Genomic DNA, 17,481 nt, shown 5'->3' with positions numbered 1-17,481 from the left:
CACATCAAAACAAAAGGTACGCACATGAAGATCAAAGAGTTTGGCGTTGAAATCTGGATGAACGCCTACGAAAACGATTGCCTGTATAACCTGGCAGAAACCTGCGTCGAGTCCCTGACCATCGAGCAATTGCTGGAGATGGCGGGCAAAAAAGACAGCATCCTCGCCGAGCTGTTGCCTTTGAAAATGACCTACGGCGCTATCGAAGGTACCGATCGCCTGCGCAACAATGTGGCGGCGCTTTACGCCAGGCAGAGCAAGGCCAACGTCATCATCACCCACGGTGCCATCGGTGCGAACGCGCTGGTGTATGAGACCCTCGTTGAGCCCGGTGACCACGTTATTTCCGTGGCGCCGACCTATCAACAGCACTACTCGATTCCCGAGAGTTACGGTGCCGACGTCTCGATCCTCAAGCTGCGTGAGGAAAATGCGTTTCTGCCTGATCTGGAAGAACTGAAAAAGCTGGTCAGGTCGAACACCAAAGTGATCGCCATCAACAACCCGAACAACCCGACCGGGTCGTTGATGGATCAGGCCCTGCTTGAGGAAATCGTGACGATTGCCCGTGCGGCCGGGGCTTACCTGCTCAGTGATGAGGTTTATCGCGGGATTGACCAGGAAGGCAGCGGCTTCACGGTGTCGATCGCGGATCTTTATGAAAAAGGCATCAGCACCGCCAGTATGTCCAAGGCCTTCTCGCTGGCCGGCCTGCGCCTGGGCTGGATCGTGGCGCCCACCGAGCTGATTCACCGTGTCTCGATTCACCGCGACTACAACACCATCAGCGTCGGCATGCTGGATGACCATTTCGCCTGCATTGCCCTGGAAAACAAGGACAAGATCCTAGCCCGCAACATCGCTATTACCCGCACCAACCTTGAGTACCTGGATCAGTGGGTCGCGAAAGAACCCAAGGTCTCGTACGTCAAACCGAAATCGGGCACCACTGCCCTGCTGAAAATCGACCTGGACCTGTCCTCCCGTGACTTGTGCGTCAAGCTGCTGGAAAGCAAAGGCGTCATGTTCACGCCAGGCAGCGCCTTGGACATCGAAGGTTATGTGCGTATTGGTTATGCCAACAATCTTTCGGTCCTGAAGGAAGGCCTGGAGAAGGTTTCGCAGTTCCTCGCCGAGTTTTGATCCCATCCTGCATGCCATTGTCGAGCGACATGGCATGGACGGATGCAAGATGCCGACGGTAACGCCGTCGGCATTTTCGTTTGGGTTTGACGCCACGCGCGCGGCTCGTAGTCAAACAACGTAACTGCTACATTTGTGCCCCTGACGGACTCTCTTGCGATTTGCCCCAGCATGAAAAAACTTAACGACTACAAGACCATCGCCGACGGCATTGCGTTGCTTTACTTCCCCCACGCGGAAGTCATCCTTCACGACGTAAAGACGCAAAAAATCGTTCATATCGCCAATAACATTTCAAAACGGCAGCTGGGGGATGATTCTGCCCTGCATGAGTTGCCCGGCGACTTCGCGACCGTCAGCAATCTCGGCCCCTACGAAAAACTCAACTGGAACGGGCAGAAAATACGCTCCATCACCAGCGTGTTGAGAAATGACGATGACGAGCCGGAGGTCCTCCTCTGCATCAATATGAATTTCACTGTTCTGGAAATGGCACGGGAAGCATTGAACAGTTTCTTCGAGCCCAGCCGACTGTTGCCGCAGCCTGACGCCCTGTTCCGCGATGACTGGCAGGAACGTATCAACACCTTCCTGCACGCCTGGCTCAAGGAACACAACCTGTCACTGCCAGGGCTGACCCGCAACGACAAACGATTGCTGGTGGAGGCCTTGTTCGCCGAAGGCGCTTTTGAAGGACGCAGTGCTTCGGATTACATCGCCAACGTCCTGTCGATGGGTCGAGCCACGGTCTACAAGTACGTGAAACTCTTGCGCGAAGCAGCGTGATTCCGGCTTGACGCCGATCACACGGCTGCCGTTTCAGTCAGCCGTTCCGACGCCGCACACCGCTCTTCGAGCAAGCGCACGAACATGGTCAGACTTTGCGACACCGTTCCCCGGCGCCACACCAGCCAGGTCCGCAAATAGCGGAAAGACTCGGACAGCGGCCACACACTCACGGTGACACAACCCGGCATGCTTTCGAGCATGCTGCGTGGCATCAGTGCCAGCCCGGCCCCGGAGCTGACGCAGGCCAGCATGCCGTGATAGGACTCCATTTCGAAAATCTTGCCGGGCACCGCGGCATCCTTGGCGAACCAGCTTTCAAAGTGGTGACGGTAAGAGCAGTTGGAGCGAAAGGCGTAGATGTTTTCGCCGTTCACGTCCTGAGCACGGTGAATTGGCGAATGGTGGATCGGCGCGATCAACACCATCTCTTCCTCGAATGCCGGCACGCCCTCCAGTGCCGGGTGCAGCACCGGCCCGTCGACAAACGCAGCGGCCAATCGCCCCGAAAGCACGCCGTCGATCATGGTGCCGGACGGTCCGGTGGACAGGTCCAGTTCGACCTTGGCGTACTTCTGGTTATAGGCGGCCAACAGCTCAGGAATCCGCACCGCCGCCGTACTCTCCAGCGATCCCAGGGGAAACGAGCCTTGTGGCTCTTCCCCGGCAACTGTCGCGCGCGCTTCCTGGACCAGGTCGAGAATGCGCCGGGCATAGTCGAGAAAACTCCAGCCGGCCGGTGACAGTCGCAGCCGGCTTTTCTCGCGGATAAACAGGTCCACGCCGAGGTCCAGTTCCAGCTGCTTGATCCGCGTCGTCAGGTTCGATGGCACCCGATGGATGTGCTGGGCGGCCACGCTGATGCTGCCGTGCTCGGCAACCGCTTTGAATATTTCGAGCTGAACCAGATCCAAGTCGTTCTCCAAACGTGAATGATATGGTCAGTATTATTCAGTTTCCAGAAAACAAACACCACCGTAACCTGAGCGCATCCCCACCTTGCAGGACGGTGCCATGACCCTCGTATCCAGCCTCACCCATGCCATTTCGATCAATCCCGCCAACGGCGAGCAGATCGGTCACTACCCTTTTGAATCCGATGCAGCGCTGCAAACCGCTCTGTCCCGCGCTGCGGCCGGGTTCCGCGGCTGGCGCGGCACTCCGGTTACGCAACGCTCGCAACGGCTGATCGCCTTGGCCAACGCCCTGCGCAACAACGCCGAAGCGATGGCAACCATGATCACCCTGGAGATGGGTAAGCCGATCACCCAAGCCCGTGGCGAAATCGAAAAGTGCGCGCAGCTCTGCGAGTGGTACGCCGAACACGGCCCCGCCATGCTCAACGCGGAACCGACGCTGGTTGAGGGCGGCAAAGCGCGCATTGAATACCGCCCGCTCGGCCCGATTCTCGCGGTGATGCCGTGGAACTTCCCGATCTGGCAAGTCCTGCGCGGCGCCGTTCCGGTACTGCTTGCCGGCAACACCTACGTACTCAAGCATGCACCGAACGTGATGGGCAGCGCTTACCTGCTGCTGGACGCGTTCAAGCAGGCAGAATTCCCTGAAGGCGTGTTCGAAGTCATCAACGTTACGCCGGAGGGTGTTTCCGCAGCGATCAAAGACCCACGCATTGCTGCGGTGACCCTCACCGGCAGCGTGCGGGCCGGCATGGCCATCGGCGCTCAGGCCGGTGCAGCGTTGAAAAAATGCGTACTGGAACTGGGCGGTTCCGATCCTTTTATCGTGCTCAACGACGCCGACCTCGACGACGCCGTAAAAGCTGCCGTGATTGGCCGCTATCAAAACACCGGGCAAGTCTGCGCAGCGGCCAAGCGCCTGATTGTCGAGCAAGGCATCGTCGAGGAATTCACACGCAAATTCGTCGAAGCCACACGCCAGCTGGTGGTCGGTGATCCGCTGGCCGCCACCACGTACATCGGCCCGATGGCTCGCTTCGATCTGCGTGATGAACTGGACCAACAAGTGCGCGACACCCTGGAAGAAGGCGCGACATTGTTGCTGGGTGGCAGGAAAGCTGAAGGTCCGGGCAACTTCTACGAGCCGACGGTTTTTGCGGATGTCACCGACCAGATGACTTCGTTCAAGCAGGAACTGTTTGGCCCGGTCGCTTCGATCATCACCGCACGGGATGCCGCTCACGCGCTGGAACTGGCGAATGACAGTGAGTTCGGCCTTGCCGCGACCATCTACACCGGCGACGTGGCGCGCGCCCAACAGATGGCCGGCGAACTGGAAACCGGTGGTGTGTTCATCAATGGCTACTGCGCTTCCGATCCGCGCGTCACCTTCGGCGGTGTGAAAAAGAGCGGTTTTGGTCGCGAGCTTTCGCACTTTGGCGTGCGGGAATTCTGCAACGCGCAGACGGTGTGGCTGGACCGGCGCTGAGTGCAGGTGCAGAGCCTTGATCCCAAGCGTTTTGGCATCGACCCACGACATCAAAAAGCTGGCGCTTGTCCGTAAGCCGAAAAATAAAGGGAACTGGCACTAAGCCACTAATGTCGGAGCGGCATCACCTGGAGAAATTGGCTGATGCGCGCCCGGCATTTTGAAATCACTTACCGTTTGAAAGATTCACGCCAAAAGTTTGTCCAGCCGGACTCACACATGAGCGACGAAGATGCGTGGTACTACGCCTGCCTGCACGCGGGCGTGGGTCTTTTGTATGGGGAGGATGACGCCCAGCGAAACGGTGAACAACTGCGCGAACATGCTGAGAAGTCCGGCTTGAGCCTGGTCGCATGGGAGGAGTTGCCGTAAAGCTGGTCGGCACAGCCGACAGTGATGGTGCCTGATACTCCGCCATCGCCAGCAAGCCGGCTCCTACAGGGGATCTCCAGCGAACACGATAGATGCGCAGGACAATAATCCTTGTGGGAGCGAGCCTGCTCGCGAAGAGGTCGTGCCAGACAACATTAATGTCGACTGATACACCGCTTTCGTGAGCAGGCTCGCTCCTACGGGGTTTTGCTTTACATCATGGTCGATCAGCGAATCAACAACACTTCGGCCCGGCCTTGCTGCCGTAACGAGCTTCCTGGCGTTCCCGGAAGAACACCTCGTAACTCATCACCGGTTTGTCCGGGTGCTTGGTCTGCATGTGCTCGACGTAAGTGTCGTAATCGGGCATGCCGACCATCAGGCGCGCGGCCTGACCGAGGTATTTACCGAGGCGACTCAGGTCATTGAACATGCGGCAAATCCTCGATCAAGCGTCCGGAATGGCCTGGAATGGCGCTTCTTTATCCGTGCGTTCCTTGGTGCCCCACGCGGCGATGCCGACCTTGAGCGCAAAGAACAGGATGCTGAAGACCACCAGCAGGAACAGTGCCGTGAGCGTTGCGTTGGTGTACGCGTTGTAGATCACGTGCTGCATCTGGTCGATGTTCTTCGCCGGAGCCAGCACCTGGCCGTTGGCCAATGCGTCACTGTACTTCTTCGCCAGCGCGAGGAAACCGATCGCCGGGCTGGCGTCGAACAGTTTGATGAAACCGGCGGTGGTGGTGCAGATCAGCAGCCAGACCGCAGGCAGCATGGTCACCCAGACATAACGCTGGCGCTTCATCTTGATCAGCACAACGGTCGCGAGCATCAGCGCGATACCGGCCAGCATCTGGTTGGAGATGCCGAACAGCGGCCACAAGGTGTTGATGCCACCCAGCGGGTCGATCACGCCTTGATAGAGCAAGTAACCCCACATCGCCACACAGCCGGCGGTGGCGATCAGGTTGGCAGTCCAGGATTCGGTGCGTTTCAGCGCCGGCACAAAGGAGCCGAGCAAATCCTGGAGCATGAAACGACCGGCACGGGTACCGGCATCCACTGCGGTCAGGATGAACAGCGCTTCGAACAGGATCGCGAAGTGGTACCAGAACGCCATGGTGTTTTCACCCGGCAGAACCTGGTGCAGGATCTGCGCGATACCGACCGCCAGGGTCGGCGCACCGCCGGCACGGGCCAGGATGGTGGTTTCACCGATGTCCTTGGCCACGGCTTGCAACGCCTCCGGGGTAATCGCAAAGCCCCAGCTGCTAACCGTCTGAGCAACCGAAACAGCATCGGAGCCCACAATGGCCGCAGGGCTGTTCATGGCGAAGTACACGCCCGGATCGATCACCGATGCCGCAACCATGGCCATGATCGCCACGAAAGACTCCATCAGCATGCCGCCGTAACCGATGTAGCGGGCATGACCTTCACTGGCGAGCAGCTTCGGCGTGGTGCCGGAAGCGATCAACGAGTGGAAACCCGATACCGCGCCACAGGCAATGGTGATGAACAGGAACGGGAACATACCGCCCTTCCACACCGGACCGGTGCCATCGATGAACTGGGTCAGTGCCGGCATTCTCAGCTCGGGCATGGTCACCAGAATGCCGATCGCCAGCGCAATGATGGTGCCGATTTTCAGGAAGGTAGAGAGGTAGTCACGGGGTGCCAGAATCAGCCATACCGGAAGCACGGCAGCCACGAAACCGTAACCGATCAGCATCCAGGTGATCTGCACACCGGTGAAGGTGAAGGCTTTGGCCCATACCGGGTCAGCGGCAATCTGCCCGCCCAGCCAGATCGAGCCCAGCAGCAGGAACACGCCGATGATCGAGATTTCACCGATGCGGCCCGGACGGATGTAGCGCATGTAGATGCCCATGAACATCGCGATCGGGATGGTCGCCATCACGGTGAACATGCCCCAAGGGCTTTCGGCCAGGGCTTTGACCACGATCAGCGCCAGCACCGCGAGGATGATGATCATGATCAGGAAGCAGCCGAACAGCGCGATGGTGCCGGGGATGCGACCCATTTCTTCGCGGACCATGTCGCCCAGGGAGCGGCCGTTGCGGCGGGTGGACATGAACAGGACCATGAAGTCCTGAACCGCACCAGCCAGCACCACGCCGGCAATCAGCCACAGCGTGCCGGGCAAATAGCCCATCTGCGCCGCCAGAACCGGACCGACCAGCGGACCTGCGCCGGCGATGGCCGCGAAATGGTGACCGAAGAGCACGTGTTTGTTGGTCGGTACGTAGTCCAGACCATCGTTGTTGAGCACGGCGGGCGTGGCTCGGTTGGGATCGAGTTGCATCACTTTGTTGGCGATGAACAGGCTGTAATAGCGATAGGCAACGAGGTAGATGGCGACGGCTGCGACTACGATCCAGAGGGCGTTGATCGCTTCGCCGCGGCGCAAGGCCACGACACTCAGCGCAAACGCTCCAAGAACAGCCACGGCAAACCAGGCGAGGTGTTTAGCCAGACGGGGCATAGAGGGTCTCCTGCCGACAGCTCGTGACTGCGGCGGTAATTTTTATAATTGTGTCCGCTGTGCGGAGCTGGCCCAATATCCGCGCATGCCGTCCACAAATAAATCCGCGTAACTACGTACGCGCTCTCTACGTAGTTCTACGTAGATACCCCCAATCTACCGGCTGAAATGCACTCCCCCTGTGGGAGCGAGCCTGCTCGCGATTGCAATCGTTCATTCAACGTCGATGTCGCCTGATACACCGCTTTCGCGAGCAGGCTCGCTCCCACAGGGATTTGCGTTTGCCCACCACCGCAGGTCATTCCGTCCAGCAGCGCTACTGGACGCGCGTATCTTTGGCATATGATGCCGGCCTTCGCCCAACACCGCCCTCTGTAGGAGCGAGCCTGCTCGCGATGGACTCAAGAACAACGCGTCTTTTCTAGTAACCCGCGTTTTCGTTGACGACCATCGCGAGCAGGCTCGCTCCTACAAAGTCATCAGGAGCCCAGATGCAGCTCAAACACAAAATCGTCGCGCTCGGGATTCTGCCGCTGGTGCTGGCGATCGCCGTCATCTGTGCGCTGGTAATTTCCCTGAACCGGCAACTGGGCGATCAACAGGCGCAACTGATCGAAGACAGCATCCTGGCCAGCAAGCGCGCCGAGCTGAAAAACTACGTGGAAATGGCGCAGAGCCTGATCGCCCCGCTGTACGACGACGGCCACGGCGATGCGCGCGCCCAGCAGCAAGTGCTGGAGGAACTGCGCAAGCTCAGCTTTGGCATCAACGGCTATTTCTTCGTGTACGACCGCGAGGGCCGCAGCCTGATGCACGCGCGACAATCCGACCTGGTGGGTCAGTATTTGTGGGACATGAAGGACCCGCACGGCTTGCCGGTGATCCAGGCATTGCTCAAAAGTGCGCAGTCCGGCGAAGGCTTTCAGCGCTACGCCTGGAACAAGCCCTCCTCCGGCCAGGTGACCGACAAACTCGCCTACGTGGTGATGCTGGATCACTGGGGCTGGATGCTCGGCACCGGCATCTACCTGGAGGACGTCGAGCGCGCCACCCAGCAGGCCCGTGACGAAGTGGCCCAGGGCATCCGCAAAACCATGCTGGCGATTGCCGCCGTGGCGCTGGTGGCGGTGCTGTTCGTGTTCGCCAGCGGCATGACCCTGAACGTCAGCGAACACCGTCTGGCCGACAAGAAACTGCAACGCCTGACCCAGCGCATCGTCAGCCTGCAGGAGGAAGAGCGCTCGCGGGTTTCCCGGGAACTGCACGACGGCATCAGCCAGGTCCTGGTCTCGATCAAGTTCCAGTTCGAACTGGCCAGCCATGTGCTGGAGAACGGGCAAGACAAAGGCTTGAGCATTTTACGAGAGGCCACCGAGCGCCTCGGCGAAGCGATCGGCGAGGTTCGCAGCCTCTCGCACGACCTGCGCTCGTCGCTGCTCGACACCCTGGGCCTGTCCGCCGCCATCGGCCAGCTCGCCGAAGAATTCGAGCAACGCAGCGGCCTGACGGTGACGTACAACGACAACGAATTCGACTGCCATCTGGTCGATGGCGCGGCGGTTTCGCTGTTCCGCATCGTGCAGGAAGGCCTGACCAATATCGAGCGCCACGCTCAGGCGAAAAACGTTTCCATCAGCCTGCACGGCTCCGAAGAATCCATACGCTTGACGGTTATCGATGACGGCGTTGGCTTCAACGTCGCCCAGGTCGAACGTCGCCATGCCGGGATCGGCTTGCGTAATATCCGCGAGCGCGTCGAGCATTTTGGTGGCCGGTTCGAGCTGATATCGGAGCCGGGAAGAAGTGAACTGGACGTGCTGCTGCCGATGAAAATACCCGGCGCAAAACGCTGACCCGACCATAAGAGTGAATGCCCGTGATGAACCTGCCCTCCCCGATTCGCGTTGCCCTGGTCGACGATCATTCCCTGGTCCGCGACGGGATCAAGGCGCTGCTGTCCGTCATGGCCCCGCTGGAAGTGGTGGGTGAAGCCGAGAATGGCGCGGACGCCATCGAGATGGTCGGGCGTTGTCAGCCGGACCTGCTGCTGGTCGATATCAGCCTCAAGGACATCAACGGCCTGGAGTTGACCCGGCTGCTGCGCAGTCAGTATCCCGCCCTGAAAGTGCTGGTGCTGAGCATGTACGACAATTACGAATACGTCAGCGAATCAGTGCGTTCGGGTGCCAGCGGCTATGTGCTGAAGAACGCGCCGTCACGGGAAATCATTGCGGCCATCGAGGCGATTGCCAGCGGCGGTACGTTCTACAGCGCCGAAATCGCCCAGCGGCTGATTGCCGATAAAAGCACCGACAACGAGCTGACACCCCGTGAAAGCCAGGTGCTGTACAAGATGGCGCAAGGCATGAACAACAAGGAAATGGCCCGCGACCTGGACATCAGCGTGCGCACCGTGGAAACCCATCGCCTGAGCATCCGCCGCAAGCTCAACATCGATAAGCCGGCGGCGCTGGTCAAATACGCGATCGATCACGGGATCATTTCCCGGTAGCCCCGTTACGCCACGCCGATTTCCACTACGTCACCGTTCAGCCGCACCGGCCATACACGCAAACGCTGTTGCGGATATTCCAGGCAACTGCCGTCTTCCAGCCGGAAGTGCTGTTTGTAGATCGGCGACGCCACCACCAGATCGCCCTTGAGGCTACCGACCAATCCGCGACCAATGACGTTCGCCCCGGATTGCGGGTCGTGGTTGTCGATGGCGTAGAGGGTGCGGCCCTCGGCGCCCGGCAAATAGAACAGCGCCACTTGCGCACCGTCGAGCCACACGACGACGCCGGAATCCTTGACCAGATCCTGTTGCGCGCACACGGACTGCCACGCGTCAGTGTGGGCCACGACGTTGATGCGTTGGGTGTTGGACTGGCTCATCAGGCAATCTCCTCGATAACAGGAATCAGGTTGAGTTCGGCCGCCATGATCGGCCGGCGCTGACCGCGCTCCTGGACAAAGTGGATGTCCGGGTCCGGGCGTTTGTCGTTGACGAAGGTACGGAAGCGCTTGAGTTTTTCCGGATCCTTGAGGGCGTTGGCCCACTCGCACTCGTAGCGATCGACCACCAGCTGCATCTGCGATTCAAGTTCCGCGCCAAACCCGAGGCTGTCGTGGATGATCACGTCCTTCAGGTAGTCGAGACCGCCCTCCAGGGTTTCGCGCCACACCGAGGTGCGCTGCAGTTTGTCGGCGGTACGAATGTAGAACATCAGGAAACGGTCGATGTAGCGGATCAGGGTGTCGTCGTCGAGGTCGGTGGCGAACAGTTCGGCGTGGCGTGGGCGCATGCCGCCGTTGCCGGCGATGTAGAGGTTCCAGCCTTTCTCGGTGGCGATCACGCCGACGTCTTTGCTCTGGGCTTCGGCGCATTCACGGGTGCAACCGGACACGGCGAACTTGAGCTTGTGCGGCGAGCGCAAACCCTTGTAGCGGTCCTCGATGGTCAGGGCCATTTGCACGCTGTCCTGCACGCCGTAACGGCACCAGGTGCTGCCGACACAGGACTTCACCGTCCGGGTCGATTTGCCATAGGCGTGCCCGGTTTCGAAACCGGCTTCGATCAGTTCAGCCCAGATGTCCGGCAACTCATGCAATTGCGCACCGAACAGATCGATACGCTGGCCGCCGGTGATTTTGGTGTAGAGGTCGTATTTCTTCGCGACCACGCCAATGGCGATCAGTTTGTCGGCGGTGATTTCGCCGCCGGGAATGCGCGGCACCACCGAGTAGGTGCCGTTTTTCTGCATGTTGGCCATGAAGGTGTCGTTGGTGTCCTGCAACGGCACCAGCGACGCGTCCATGATCGGCTGGTTCCAGCAGGAGGCGAGGATCGAACCCACGGCAGGTTTGCAGACGTCGCAACCGGTGTGGCCACGACCATGTTTGGCCAGCAGTTCTTCGAAGGTGATCACCCCTTCTACCCGCACCAGCGCATACAACTCCTGACGCGTGTAAGCGAAGTGTTCGCACAGGCTCTTGTCGACGCTGACGCCACGGGCGATCAGTTCGTGTTCGAAGACTTGCTTGAGCAAACCGGCGCAACCGCCGCAACCGGTGCACGCCTTGGTCTGCGCCTTGAGCAGGCCGAGGTCGGTGCAACCGCCGTCGATGGCCGAGCAGATGGCACCCTTGTTGACGTTGTGGCACGAACAGACCGTGGCGGTATCAGGCAACGCGCCAGGGCCCAGGGTCGGTGCGCCTTCGGACGAAGGCAGAATCAGGCTGGCCGGTTCCGCCGGCAAGGCGATGGCGTTCTGCATGTATTGCAGCAGCGTGTCGTAATAGCTGTTGTCGCCGACCAGCACCGCGCCGATCACGTGCTTGCCCGAAGCGTCCACCACCAGGCGGCGATAGCTCGCGGTGGTTTCGTCGATGAACTGATAGCTGCGTGCGCCCGGTGTGTGGCCGTGCGCGTCGCCGATGGAGCCGACATCAACGCCCAGCAGTTTCAGTTTGGTCGACATGTCGGCACCGAGAAACGGTTCTGCGCCACCGCTGCACAGCAGTGTCGCCACACCGCGCGCCATCTGATAGCCCGGCGCGACCAGGCCGAACAGGCTGCCATTCCACGAAGCGCATTCGCCGATGGCGTAGATGTCCGGGTCGCTGGTCTGGCATTCGTCGTTGATCACCACACCACCGCGCGGACCGATGTCCAGCGCGCACTGGCGACCCAGCGTGTCTTGCGCGCGGATCCCGGCGGAAAACACGATCAGGTCGGCTTCGAGAAACTCTTCGTTGGCGAAGTTCATGCGATAGCGGTAGTCCTCGCCGGCACTGATCGACTGCGTGGCGCGGGACAGGTGCACACCGACGCCCAGCCGTTCGATCTGCGATTTCAGCGCAAGCCCGCCCATGTCATCCAGTTGCACCGGCATCAGGCGCGGGGCGAATTCCACGACGTGCGCTTCCAGGCCCAGGCTCTTCAGTGCATTGGCGGCTTCCAGGCCCAGCAAGCCACCGCCGACCACCACGCCACGTCGCGCATTGGCAGCGGCGGCGCGGATGGCGTCGAGGTCTTCAAGGGTGCGATACACCAGGCGCGAATCGCCCTCCGCGCCTTCAATCGGCGGCACGAACGGATACGACCCGGTCGCCAGGATCAATTTGTCGTAAGGCACGCCACCCTGGGCGGTGATCACCTGGCGACCGGCGCGGTCGATTTCCAGGACCGGTACGCCCAAATGCAGGGTGACGCCCGGTGTCTGGTACAGCGAAGCTTCGCCGAGGGCCAGGGATTCGGCATCGCGACCGGTGAAGTATTCGGAAAGGTGCACGCGGTCATAGGCACGCGTCGGCTCCTCGCTGAAAACGTGCACGTGATACTGCGCAAGCGCGCCTCGCTCGATCAGTTGTTCGACGCAATGATGGCCGACCATGCCATTGCCAATCACGATCAGCGTTTGCAATTTGTTCAACGCGGCAACATTGGAATTCATAGGAAGCACCCGGCTAATACGGTTCAAAAAGCAAAAAAAAACGCCTGAAACCTTGCGGTTCCAGGCGTCTTTGCCTGTTCTTTTGCGGTGTTAGCACCAGACGTCTATGCCTGATCCACCGATGTTGCCCGCGAATCGATCGTCGTTGACCGGAGGGCTGCCCACTCGACTGCAATCAGGGTGGGCTTGTCCGGTGTGTTGCAGTGTTTGTGCCAGATCCTAAAAGTACCGCTGTGGGTCGCTGGATCGGGGTTATGTCGCCGCACTCACTCGGCGTTTTGCCTTCGCATAGTGCAGCGACACGTTTCACGGCTTTATAAAAGTGCATGGGCATCAGAAATATTTGAGCCAGGCAATGTCGCGACGCCGTGCCTTCAACCCGGAGAACCACTGAACGGGCGGGAACAGCGCAATCGCCAGAAAGATGGCCGTTACCCAGACTGCCCCGATCGAGCTGAAGCCAAACCATTGCCCCTGATTCAATCCGAACAACGCCACCGCGAGGACATACAAAATCTTCAGCACGTACAGGTGCGCCAGGTAAAAGAACATCGGCGCCGATCCGAAGACGGTCAGCGGCCGCAGCCAGCGGCTCTGTTGCAAGCGTTCAAACCACAGGAGCAACAAGCATCCGACACTCAGGGTCAGCGTAATAAACAGCAGCGACGGCGGGTATTTGGTGATGTTGAAGAAGCTCATCAGCGTTTGCACTGCGCTATCGCCGACCTGCCAGGGCTTCTCGCCGTAACCGTTGAGCAGCCGCAGCGCCATGAATCCCGCCAGCCCGGCAATGCCACAGATCATCAATGTGCGTTGACGCACGCTGGCATCCGCCGCTCGCCCGAACCACGGCCCCATGGCGTAACCCAGGCCGATCACACCGATCCACGGCAACACTGGATAGGACGTGCGCAACCGAAACCCTTCGGCCACTTCGATCCAGCCGCGATCATGGGCAATGGCCCAGGGCACATGCATCGCCGACTCGATCGGGAAATGCAGCGAGTCCAGCAGGTTGTGGCCAGCGATGATCGCCACGCTCAGGAGTAGCAACACCGATCGCGGCAGCCAGACCATCAGCGACAGCGCAATCATGCTCAAGCCGATGGCCCAGATCACCTGCATATAAATGACCGTCGGCGGCAGCTGGAACGTCCAGGCGAAGTTCACCAGGGTGAATTCCAGCACCACCAGAAACAGACCGCGTTTGAACAGAAACCCGCAGACGTCGGCCTTGCCGGCGTATTTCTCGCCGTACAACCAGGCCGACAGACCGGTGAGCAGCACAAAGACCGGTGCGCACAGATGAGCGAGCGTTCGGCTGAAAAACAGCGCCGGTTCGGTGGTGGCAATGTCCATGGGATCGGTGACCTGCCGGTGCAGGAAAAAGGTCTCGCGGACGTGGTCGAGCAGCATGAACAGAATCACCATGCCCCTCAACGCGTCGATGGAATGCAGTCGGCCGACGGCCGTATGAGTGGAGCGAGGAAGTGCAAGGGTCATGGAGGTTTCGCAACGCCAGGGTGAATAAACGTGTCCCGCAGAACAGATTGCCGGGCACCTTATATTGTTACCCTATAACACTTCCAATTCTTTTTTAATCCGTACACATTTTGAAAAATACACACCCTCCCCTGTAGGAGCGAGCCTGCTCGCGATGAACTTCAGAACACCGCGTTTGACCAGACAACACGCGTTTTCGTTATGGACCATCGCGAGCAGGCTCGCTCCTACAATGCTAAGGTTGAAACGTTTTGTTTCATTAATCAGACACCTGCGAAGGAATGCCTACAACAATGGACTTTTCACTCAAGCAACTGGCCGCAACAACCCTGATCCTGGCCAGCCTTTCGTCATTCACCACCGCCGCCCACGCCAACATCACCCCACAGCAAAGCGCGGCGATCCTCAAGACGTTCAACGAAACGCCGGTCACGGATTTTCGTCAGTTCCTGACGAGCCTGGCCAAGAGCGACCTCGCCAAAAGCGATGATCTCGGCTCGGCCATCAGCACCTTCCTCGACAACAAGAGCCTGACCGCCGACCAACAGAACGAGATTCACCGCCTGCTGGGGCTCTATACCCGGGTGAAGTACGGCAGCGCCGCGACCGAAACCTTGCGCGAACTGGTGGCCATTCCGACCTTCCAGGTAGAAGGCGTCGCCCAGCACGACAACCCGGAATTCATCAAGATCGCGGACAAGATTAAAAGCCTCGCCCAGGCCTTCAACCTGACCTTTCGCAATGTCGACAACCGCGTCTACGAAATCACGCTCGAAGGCAGCAGCGATGAAGTCGTCGGCATTCACGCCCACGCCGACGTGGTGCCCGTGACGCCGGAAAACTGGGTCCTGCAAGACGGCACCCGCCTCGACCCGTTCAAGGTCACCCTGATCGGCGACCGCATGTATGGCCGGGGCACCGAGGACGACAAGAACGGCATCGTCGTGGCGCTCTACGCCATGAAGGTCATCAAGGAAGAGAAGTTGCCGCTGGCGAGGCATTTCAAGCTGCTGGTGGACACCACCGAGGAAACCACCGGCGACGCCATCCCCTACTACTTCGAACACAACCCGACGCCGAACTACAACCTGGCGCTGGATGGCGGCTACCCGGTGGTGATTGCCGAAAAAGGCTACGGCACCGTCATGGCCAGTTTCGCCAAGCGCAAAGGTGACGGCAAAGGCGCTGAAATCGTTTCGATGACCGGCGGCCTGGCGACCAACCAGATTCCATCGGCATCGGTCGCCACCCTGCTGACGGACAAGCCAGCCGAACTCGCCGCCCAGCTGCAGAAAGCCGGCACCGAGTTTGCCAAGCGCAATGGCGGCAACTTCAGCGTGACCGCCAAGCCTGACGGCAAAGACGTCAAGCTGACGGTGACCGGCGTTTCCGCCCACTCCTCCGAGCCGGAATCGGGCGTCAACCCGGTCGCGCGGATGCTGGTGTTCATCAACAGCCTCGACGGCAAAGTCGCGCTCAAGCACAACCACATCACCGACGCCGCGCGCTACGCCGCCGACAATTGGGGCCTGGATTACCTGGGCGGAAAATTGGGCGTGGGCTTTGCAGATGACTTCATGGGGCCGCTGACCACTTCGCTGACGTTTGTCGGTGGGGACGACAAAACCTTCAAGCTCGCCGTCAATTTGCGTGTACCGAAGGGCAAATCGCCGGAAGCGCTCAAGGCAGAAATCGCTGACAAGATCAGTGCCTGGAGCAAGAAGACCAAGGTTGCGGCGACCTTCGATTACTCGATCGCTGAGCCGATGTACCGCAATCCCGAGGGCGAATGGGTCAAGGCCCTGCTGGCCGTGTCCACTGAAAACCTCGGCATGGAACACAAGTACGGCACGTCGGCCGGGGCTACCTCGGTCCATGAACTGCCCAACGGCGTGCAATTCGGTCTGGCCCGGCCGGAGGTCAAGTACACCGGTCATACCGACAACGAGTTCAAGACCGTCGACCAGTTCCTGCTGGACCTGCAGATCGTCACTGAAATGATGGGACGCATCGGGCAGTTGCCGAAACTCTGATCCTCTTCCAGGCACGCCAGTCGGGGGCGAACAACCTCGCCCCCGGCTTCACCGTTATCGCACCTGACCTATGCGGGCAAGGCCGTTCGTATCAGTTGCCCCGGGCGCCCTGCTGATACTCCCGAGGCGTACAGCCGAATTCGCGACGGAACACCGTGTGCAGGTACTGCGCAGATTTGAAGCCGCAATTGCGCGCAATGTCGGCGATCGCTGATTGGGTATTCTGCAGCCCGTGGGTGGCCGCTCCCAGTTTGAAACGCAGGATCTCGTCGTGCACGCTGCAGCCCCGCACGTTGCGAAAGTGCGCCTCCAGCGATGAGCGCGACACCCCGACATAAGCCGCCACCTGCGCCGTCTTGATGCCCTGGCAAGCATATTGGCGGATGAACAGCAGCGCGCGCATGACATGGGGGTTGCCCAAAGGCTGGTGCAGACTCGACACCTGCACGTTGATCGCATCCGGTGGGATCAGAATGTGCGTGCCGGTGGACGGCATGCCGTGCAGCATCTGGTGGAGCAACTGCGCGGCGGTACGGCCCATGGTTTCGGTGCCCTGGATAACCGAACTCAGCGGAACCCGGGTCAGGCTACGCGTCAGGGGATCGTTGTCGATGCCGATCAACGCCACCTGTTCCGGCACGGCGATCCCGGCGGTCAGGCAGGCTTGCAGCAACTGCCGGGCGCGGGCGTCACTCACGGCGATGATGCCGATGGGCTTGGGCAGGCTTTGCAACCAGGCGATCTGCTGTTCGACGGCGCTGTCCCAGAGCGGCGCGCTGGTGCCCATGCCGCGATAGACCTCGGCATGCAGGCCGTCGCGCTGCATCAGTCGTCGAAAGGATTTTTCCCGTTCCTGAGCCCAGCGATTGGCCTGCGCCTCAGGCAGGCTGAAGCAGGCAAAACGCGTCAGGCCCGCTTCGATCAGATGCTCGTAAGCCAGCGTGATCAACGCGTCGTTATCGGTAGCGACGTACGGAATTCCTTTCGGGTACGCGCGCTCATCCTGATAGGAGCCCCCCACCGCCACCACGGGCATCTCGATGCCGGCCAGCGCTTCGCCAATCAGCGGGTCGTCGAAGTCGGCAATGATTCCGTCACCCTGCCAGCGTTCGATCCCTTTCAAACGGCAGAGAAAATCTTCCTCCAGAAACAGATCCCAGGAGGCACGCGTACTGCTCAGGTAGTTGCCGATGCCGCTGATGATGCCGCGATCGTAGATTTTGCTGCCGTTGAACAGCAGGGCTATGCGGTGAACCGGCGGTACAGTTTTCATGGT

General features: G+C 60.0%; 14 protein-coding genes. 7 read left to right on the top strand and 7 right to left on the bottom strand.

The genetic code is table 11. The features are described 5' to 3' along the window. The first annotated feature begins 24 nt into the window (after positions 1-24). Complete coding sequence (locus ACF6ZU_RS26445) at positions 25-1,143, top strand: aminotransferase (RefSeq protein WP_392888459.1); 1,119 nt, start codon at positions 25-27, stop codon at positions 1,141-1,143. A 171-nt stretch (positions 1,144-1,314) separates the two neighbouring features. Next, complete coding sequence (locus ACF6ZU_RS26440; RefSeq protein WP_392888457.1) at positions 1,315-1,929, top strand: transcriptional regulator; 615 nt, start codon at positions 1,315-1,317, stop codon at positions 1,927-1,929. A 17-nt stretch (positions 1,930-1,946) separates the two neighbouring features. On the opposite strand, the gene ACF6ZU_RS26435 is transcribed toward ACF6ZU_RS26440, so the two are convergent. Continuing rightward, a complete protein-coding gene (locus tag ACF6ZU_RS26435) occupies positions 1,947-2,843 on the bottom strand; it encodes a LysR family transcriptional regulator (protein WP_392888455.1) in 897 nt (298 codons plus the stop codon). Between the two features lie 100 nt (positions 2,844-2,943). Between ACF6ZU_RS26435 and ACF6ZU_RS26430 the strand changes: the two genes are divergently transcribed. Together ACF6ZU_RS26430 and ACF6ZU_RS26425 are read left to right on the top strand one after the other, a co-directional pair. Beyond that, positions 2,944-4,335 (top strand): aldehyde dehydrogenase family protein, encoded by a 1,392-nt coding sequence (locus ACF6ZU_RS26430; RefSeq protein ID WP_392888453.1) that lies wholly within the window; start codon positions 2,944-2,946, stop codon positions 4,333-4,335. A 144-nt stretch (positions 4,336-4,479) separates the two neighbouring features. Next, a complete protein-coding gene (locus tag ACF6ZU_RS26425; RefSeq protein ID WP_392888451.1) occupies positions 4,480-4,707 on the top strand; it encodes a DUF6555 family protein in 228 nt (75 codons plus the stop codon). 235 nt (positions 4,708-4,942) lie between these two features. Here the strand turns inward: ACF6ZU_RS26425 and ACF6ZU_RS26420 are convergent, their stop codons facing one another. Together ACF6ZU_RS26420 and ACF6ZU_RS26415 are read right to left on the bottom strand one after the other, a co-directional pair. Beyond that, the gene (locus ACF6ZU_RS26420; protein ID WP_007900300.1) at positions 4,943-5,140 is read right to left on the bottom strand and encodes a YbdD/YjiX family protein; all 198 of its coding nucleotides are present in this window, start codon (positions 5,138-5,140) and stop codon (positions 4,943-4,945) included. 15 nt (positions 5,141-5,155) lie between these two features. Then, positions 5,156-7,213: a carbon starvation CstA family protein gene (locus tag ACF6ZU_RS26415; RefSeq protein WP_392888448.1), complete on the bottom strand. Its 2,058-nt coding sequence runs from the start codon at positions 7,211-7,213 to the stop codon at positions 5,156-5,158. 491 nt (positions 7,214-7,704) lie between these two features. On the opposite strand from ACF6ZU_RS26415, the gene ACF6ZU_RS26410 reads away from it, so the two are divergent. After that, positions 7,705-9,066: a cache domain-containing protein gene (locus tag ACF6ZU_RS26410; protein WP_392888446.1), complete on the top strand. Its 1,362-nt coding sequence runs from the start codon at positions 7,705-7,707 to the stop codon at positions 9,064-9,066. A gap of 26 nt (positions 9,067-9,092) precedes the next feature. Continuing rightward, positions 9,093-9,725 carry a response regulator gene (locus ACF6ZU_RS26405; protein WP_392888444.1) on the top strand — a complete coding sequence of 211 codons (633 nt, stop codon included), beginning with the start codon at positions 9,093-9,095 and terminating at the stop codon, positions 9,723-9,725. A 5-nt stretch (positions 9,726-9,730) separates the two neighbouring features. On the opposite strand, the gene nirD is transcribed toward ACF6ZU_RS26405, so the two are convergent. From nirD to ACF6ZU_RS26390, 3 genes are all read right to left on the bottom strand, one after another. Beyond that, positions 9,731-10,108 carry a nitrite reductase small subunit NirD gene (gene nirD / locus ACF6ZU_RS26400; RefSeq protein WP_392888443.1) on the bottom strand — a complete coding sequence of 126 codons (378 nt, stop codon included), beginning with the start codon at positions 10,106-10,108 and terminating at the stop codon, positions 9,731-9,733. Further along, entirely contained in the window at positions 10,108-12,669 is a 2,562-nt protein-coding gene (gene nirB / locus ACF6ZU_RS26395; RefSeq protein ID WP_392888441.1) for a nitrite reductase large subunit NirB, read from the bottom strand. The genes nirD and nirB overlap by 1 nt, the downstream gene beginning before the upstream one ends. 333 nt (positions 12,670-13,002) lie before the next feature. After that, complete coding sequence (locus tag ACF6ZU_RS26390; protein WP_392888440.1) at positions 13,003-14,172, bottom strand: DUF1624 domain-containing protein; 1,170 nt, start codon at positions 14,170-14,172, stop codon at positions 13,003-13,005. Between the two features lie 293 nt (positions 14,173-14,465). Between ACF6ZU_RS26390 and ACF6ZU_RS26385 the strand changes: the two genes are divergently transcribed. Next, complete coding sequence (locus ACF6ZU_RS26385; protein WP_392888438.1) at positions 14,466-16,205, top strand: dipeptidase; 1,740 nt, start codon at positions 14,466-14,468, stop codon at positions 16,203-16,205. A 91-nt stretch (positions 16,206-16,296) separates the two neighbouring features. Here ACF6ZU_RS26385 and ACF6ZU_RS26380 read toward each other — a convergent pair whose 3' ends face one another. Continuing rightward, entirely contained in the window at positions 16,297-17,478 is a 1,182-nt protein-coding gene (locus tag ACF6ZU_RS26380) for a XylR family transcriptional regulator (protein ID WP_392888436.1), read from the bottom strand. Positions 17,479-17,481: the final 3 nt, after the last annotated feature.

The sequence above is a fragment of the Pseudomonas migulae genome (genome assembly GCF_043225285.1).
GTDB lineage: Bacteria > Pseudomonadota > Gammaproteobacteria > Pseudomonadales > Pseudomonadaceae > Aquipseudomonas > Aquipseudomonas migulae_C.
The sequence above is the reverse complement of the archived record's forward strand: the minus strand, read 5'-3'. Positions and strand labels throughout refer to the sequence as shown.

What these genes read in the sequence shown, in the direction of transcription:
- ACF6ZU_RS26445 (WP_392888459.1), top strand. Translation starts at nt 25, where the DNA reads ATGAAGATCAAAGAGTTTGGCGTTGAAATCTGGATGAACGCCTACGAA.
- ACF6ZU_RS26440 (WP_392888457.1), top strand. Translation starts at nt 1,315, where the DNA reads ATGAAAAAACTTAACGACTACAAGACCATCGCCGACGGCATTGCGTTG.
- ACF6ZU_RS26430 (WP_392888453.1), top strand. Translation starts at nt 2,944, where the DNA reads ATGACCCTCGTATCCAGCCTCACCCATGCCATTTCGATCAATCCCGCC.
- ACF6ZU_RS26425 (WP_392888451.1), top strand. Translation starts at nt 4,480, where the DNA reads ATGCGCGCCCGGCATTTTGAAATCACTTACCGTTTGAAAGATTCACGC.
- ACF6ZU_RS26420 (WP_007900300.1), bottom strand. Translation starts at nt 5,140, where the DNA reads ATGTTCAATGACCTGAGTCGCCTCGGTAAATACCTCGGTCAGGCCGCG.
- ACF6ZU_RS26415 (WP_392888448.1), bottom strand. Translation starts at nt 7,213, where the DNA reads ATGCCCCGTCTGGCTAAACACCTCGCCTGGTTTGCCGTGGCTGTTCTT.
- ACF6ZU_RS26410 (WP_392888446.1), top strand. Translation starts at nt 7,705, where the DNA reads ATGCAGCTCAAACACAAAATCGTCGCGCTCGGGATTCTGCCGCTGGTG.
- ACF6ZU_RS26405 (WP_392888444.1), top strand. Translation starts at nt 9,093, where the DNA reads ATGAACCTGCCCTCCCCGATTCGCGTTGCCCTGGTCGACGATCATTCC.
- nirD (WP_392888443.1), bottom strand. Translation starts at nt 10,108, where the DNA reads ATGAGCCAGTCCAACACCCAACGCATCAACGTCGTGGCCCACACTGAC.
- nirB (WP_392888441.1), bottom strand. Translation starts at nt 12,669, where the DNA reads ATGAATTCCAATGTTGCCGCGTTGAACAAATTGCAAACGCTGATCGTG.
- ACF6ZU_RS26390 (WP_392888440.1), bottom strand. Translation starts at nt 14,172, where the DNA reads ATGACCCTTGCACTTCCTCGCTCCACTCATACGGCCGTCGGCCGACTG.
- ACF6ZU_RS26385 (WP_392888438.1), top strand. Translation starts at nt 14,466, where the DNA reads ATGGACTTTTCACTCAAGCAACTGGCCGCAACAACCCTGATCCTGGCC.
- ACF6ZU_RS26380 (WP_392888436.1), bottom strand. Translation starts at nt 17,478, where the DNA reads ATGAAAACTGTACCGCCGGTTCACCGCATAGCCCTGCTGTTCAACGGC.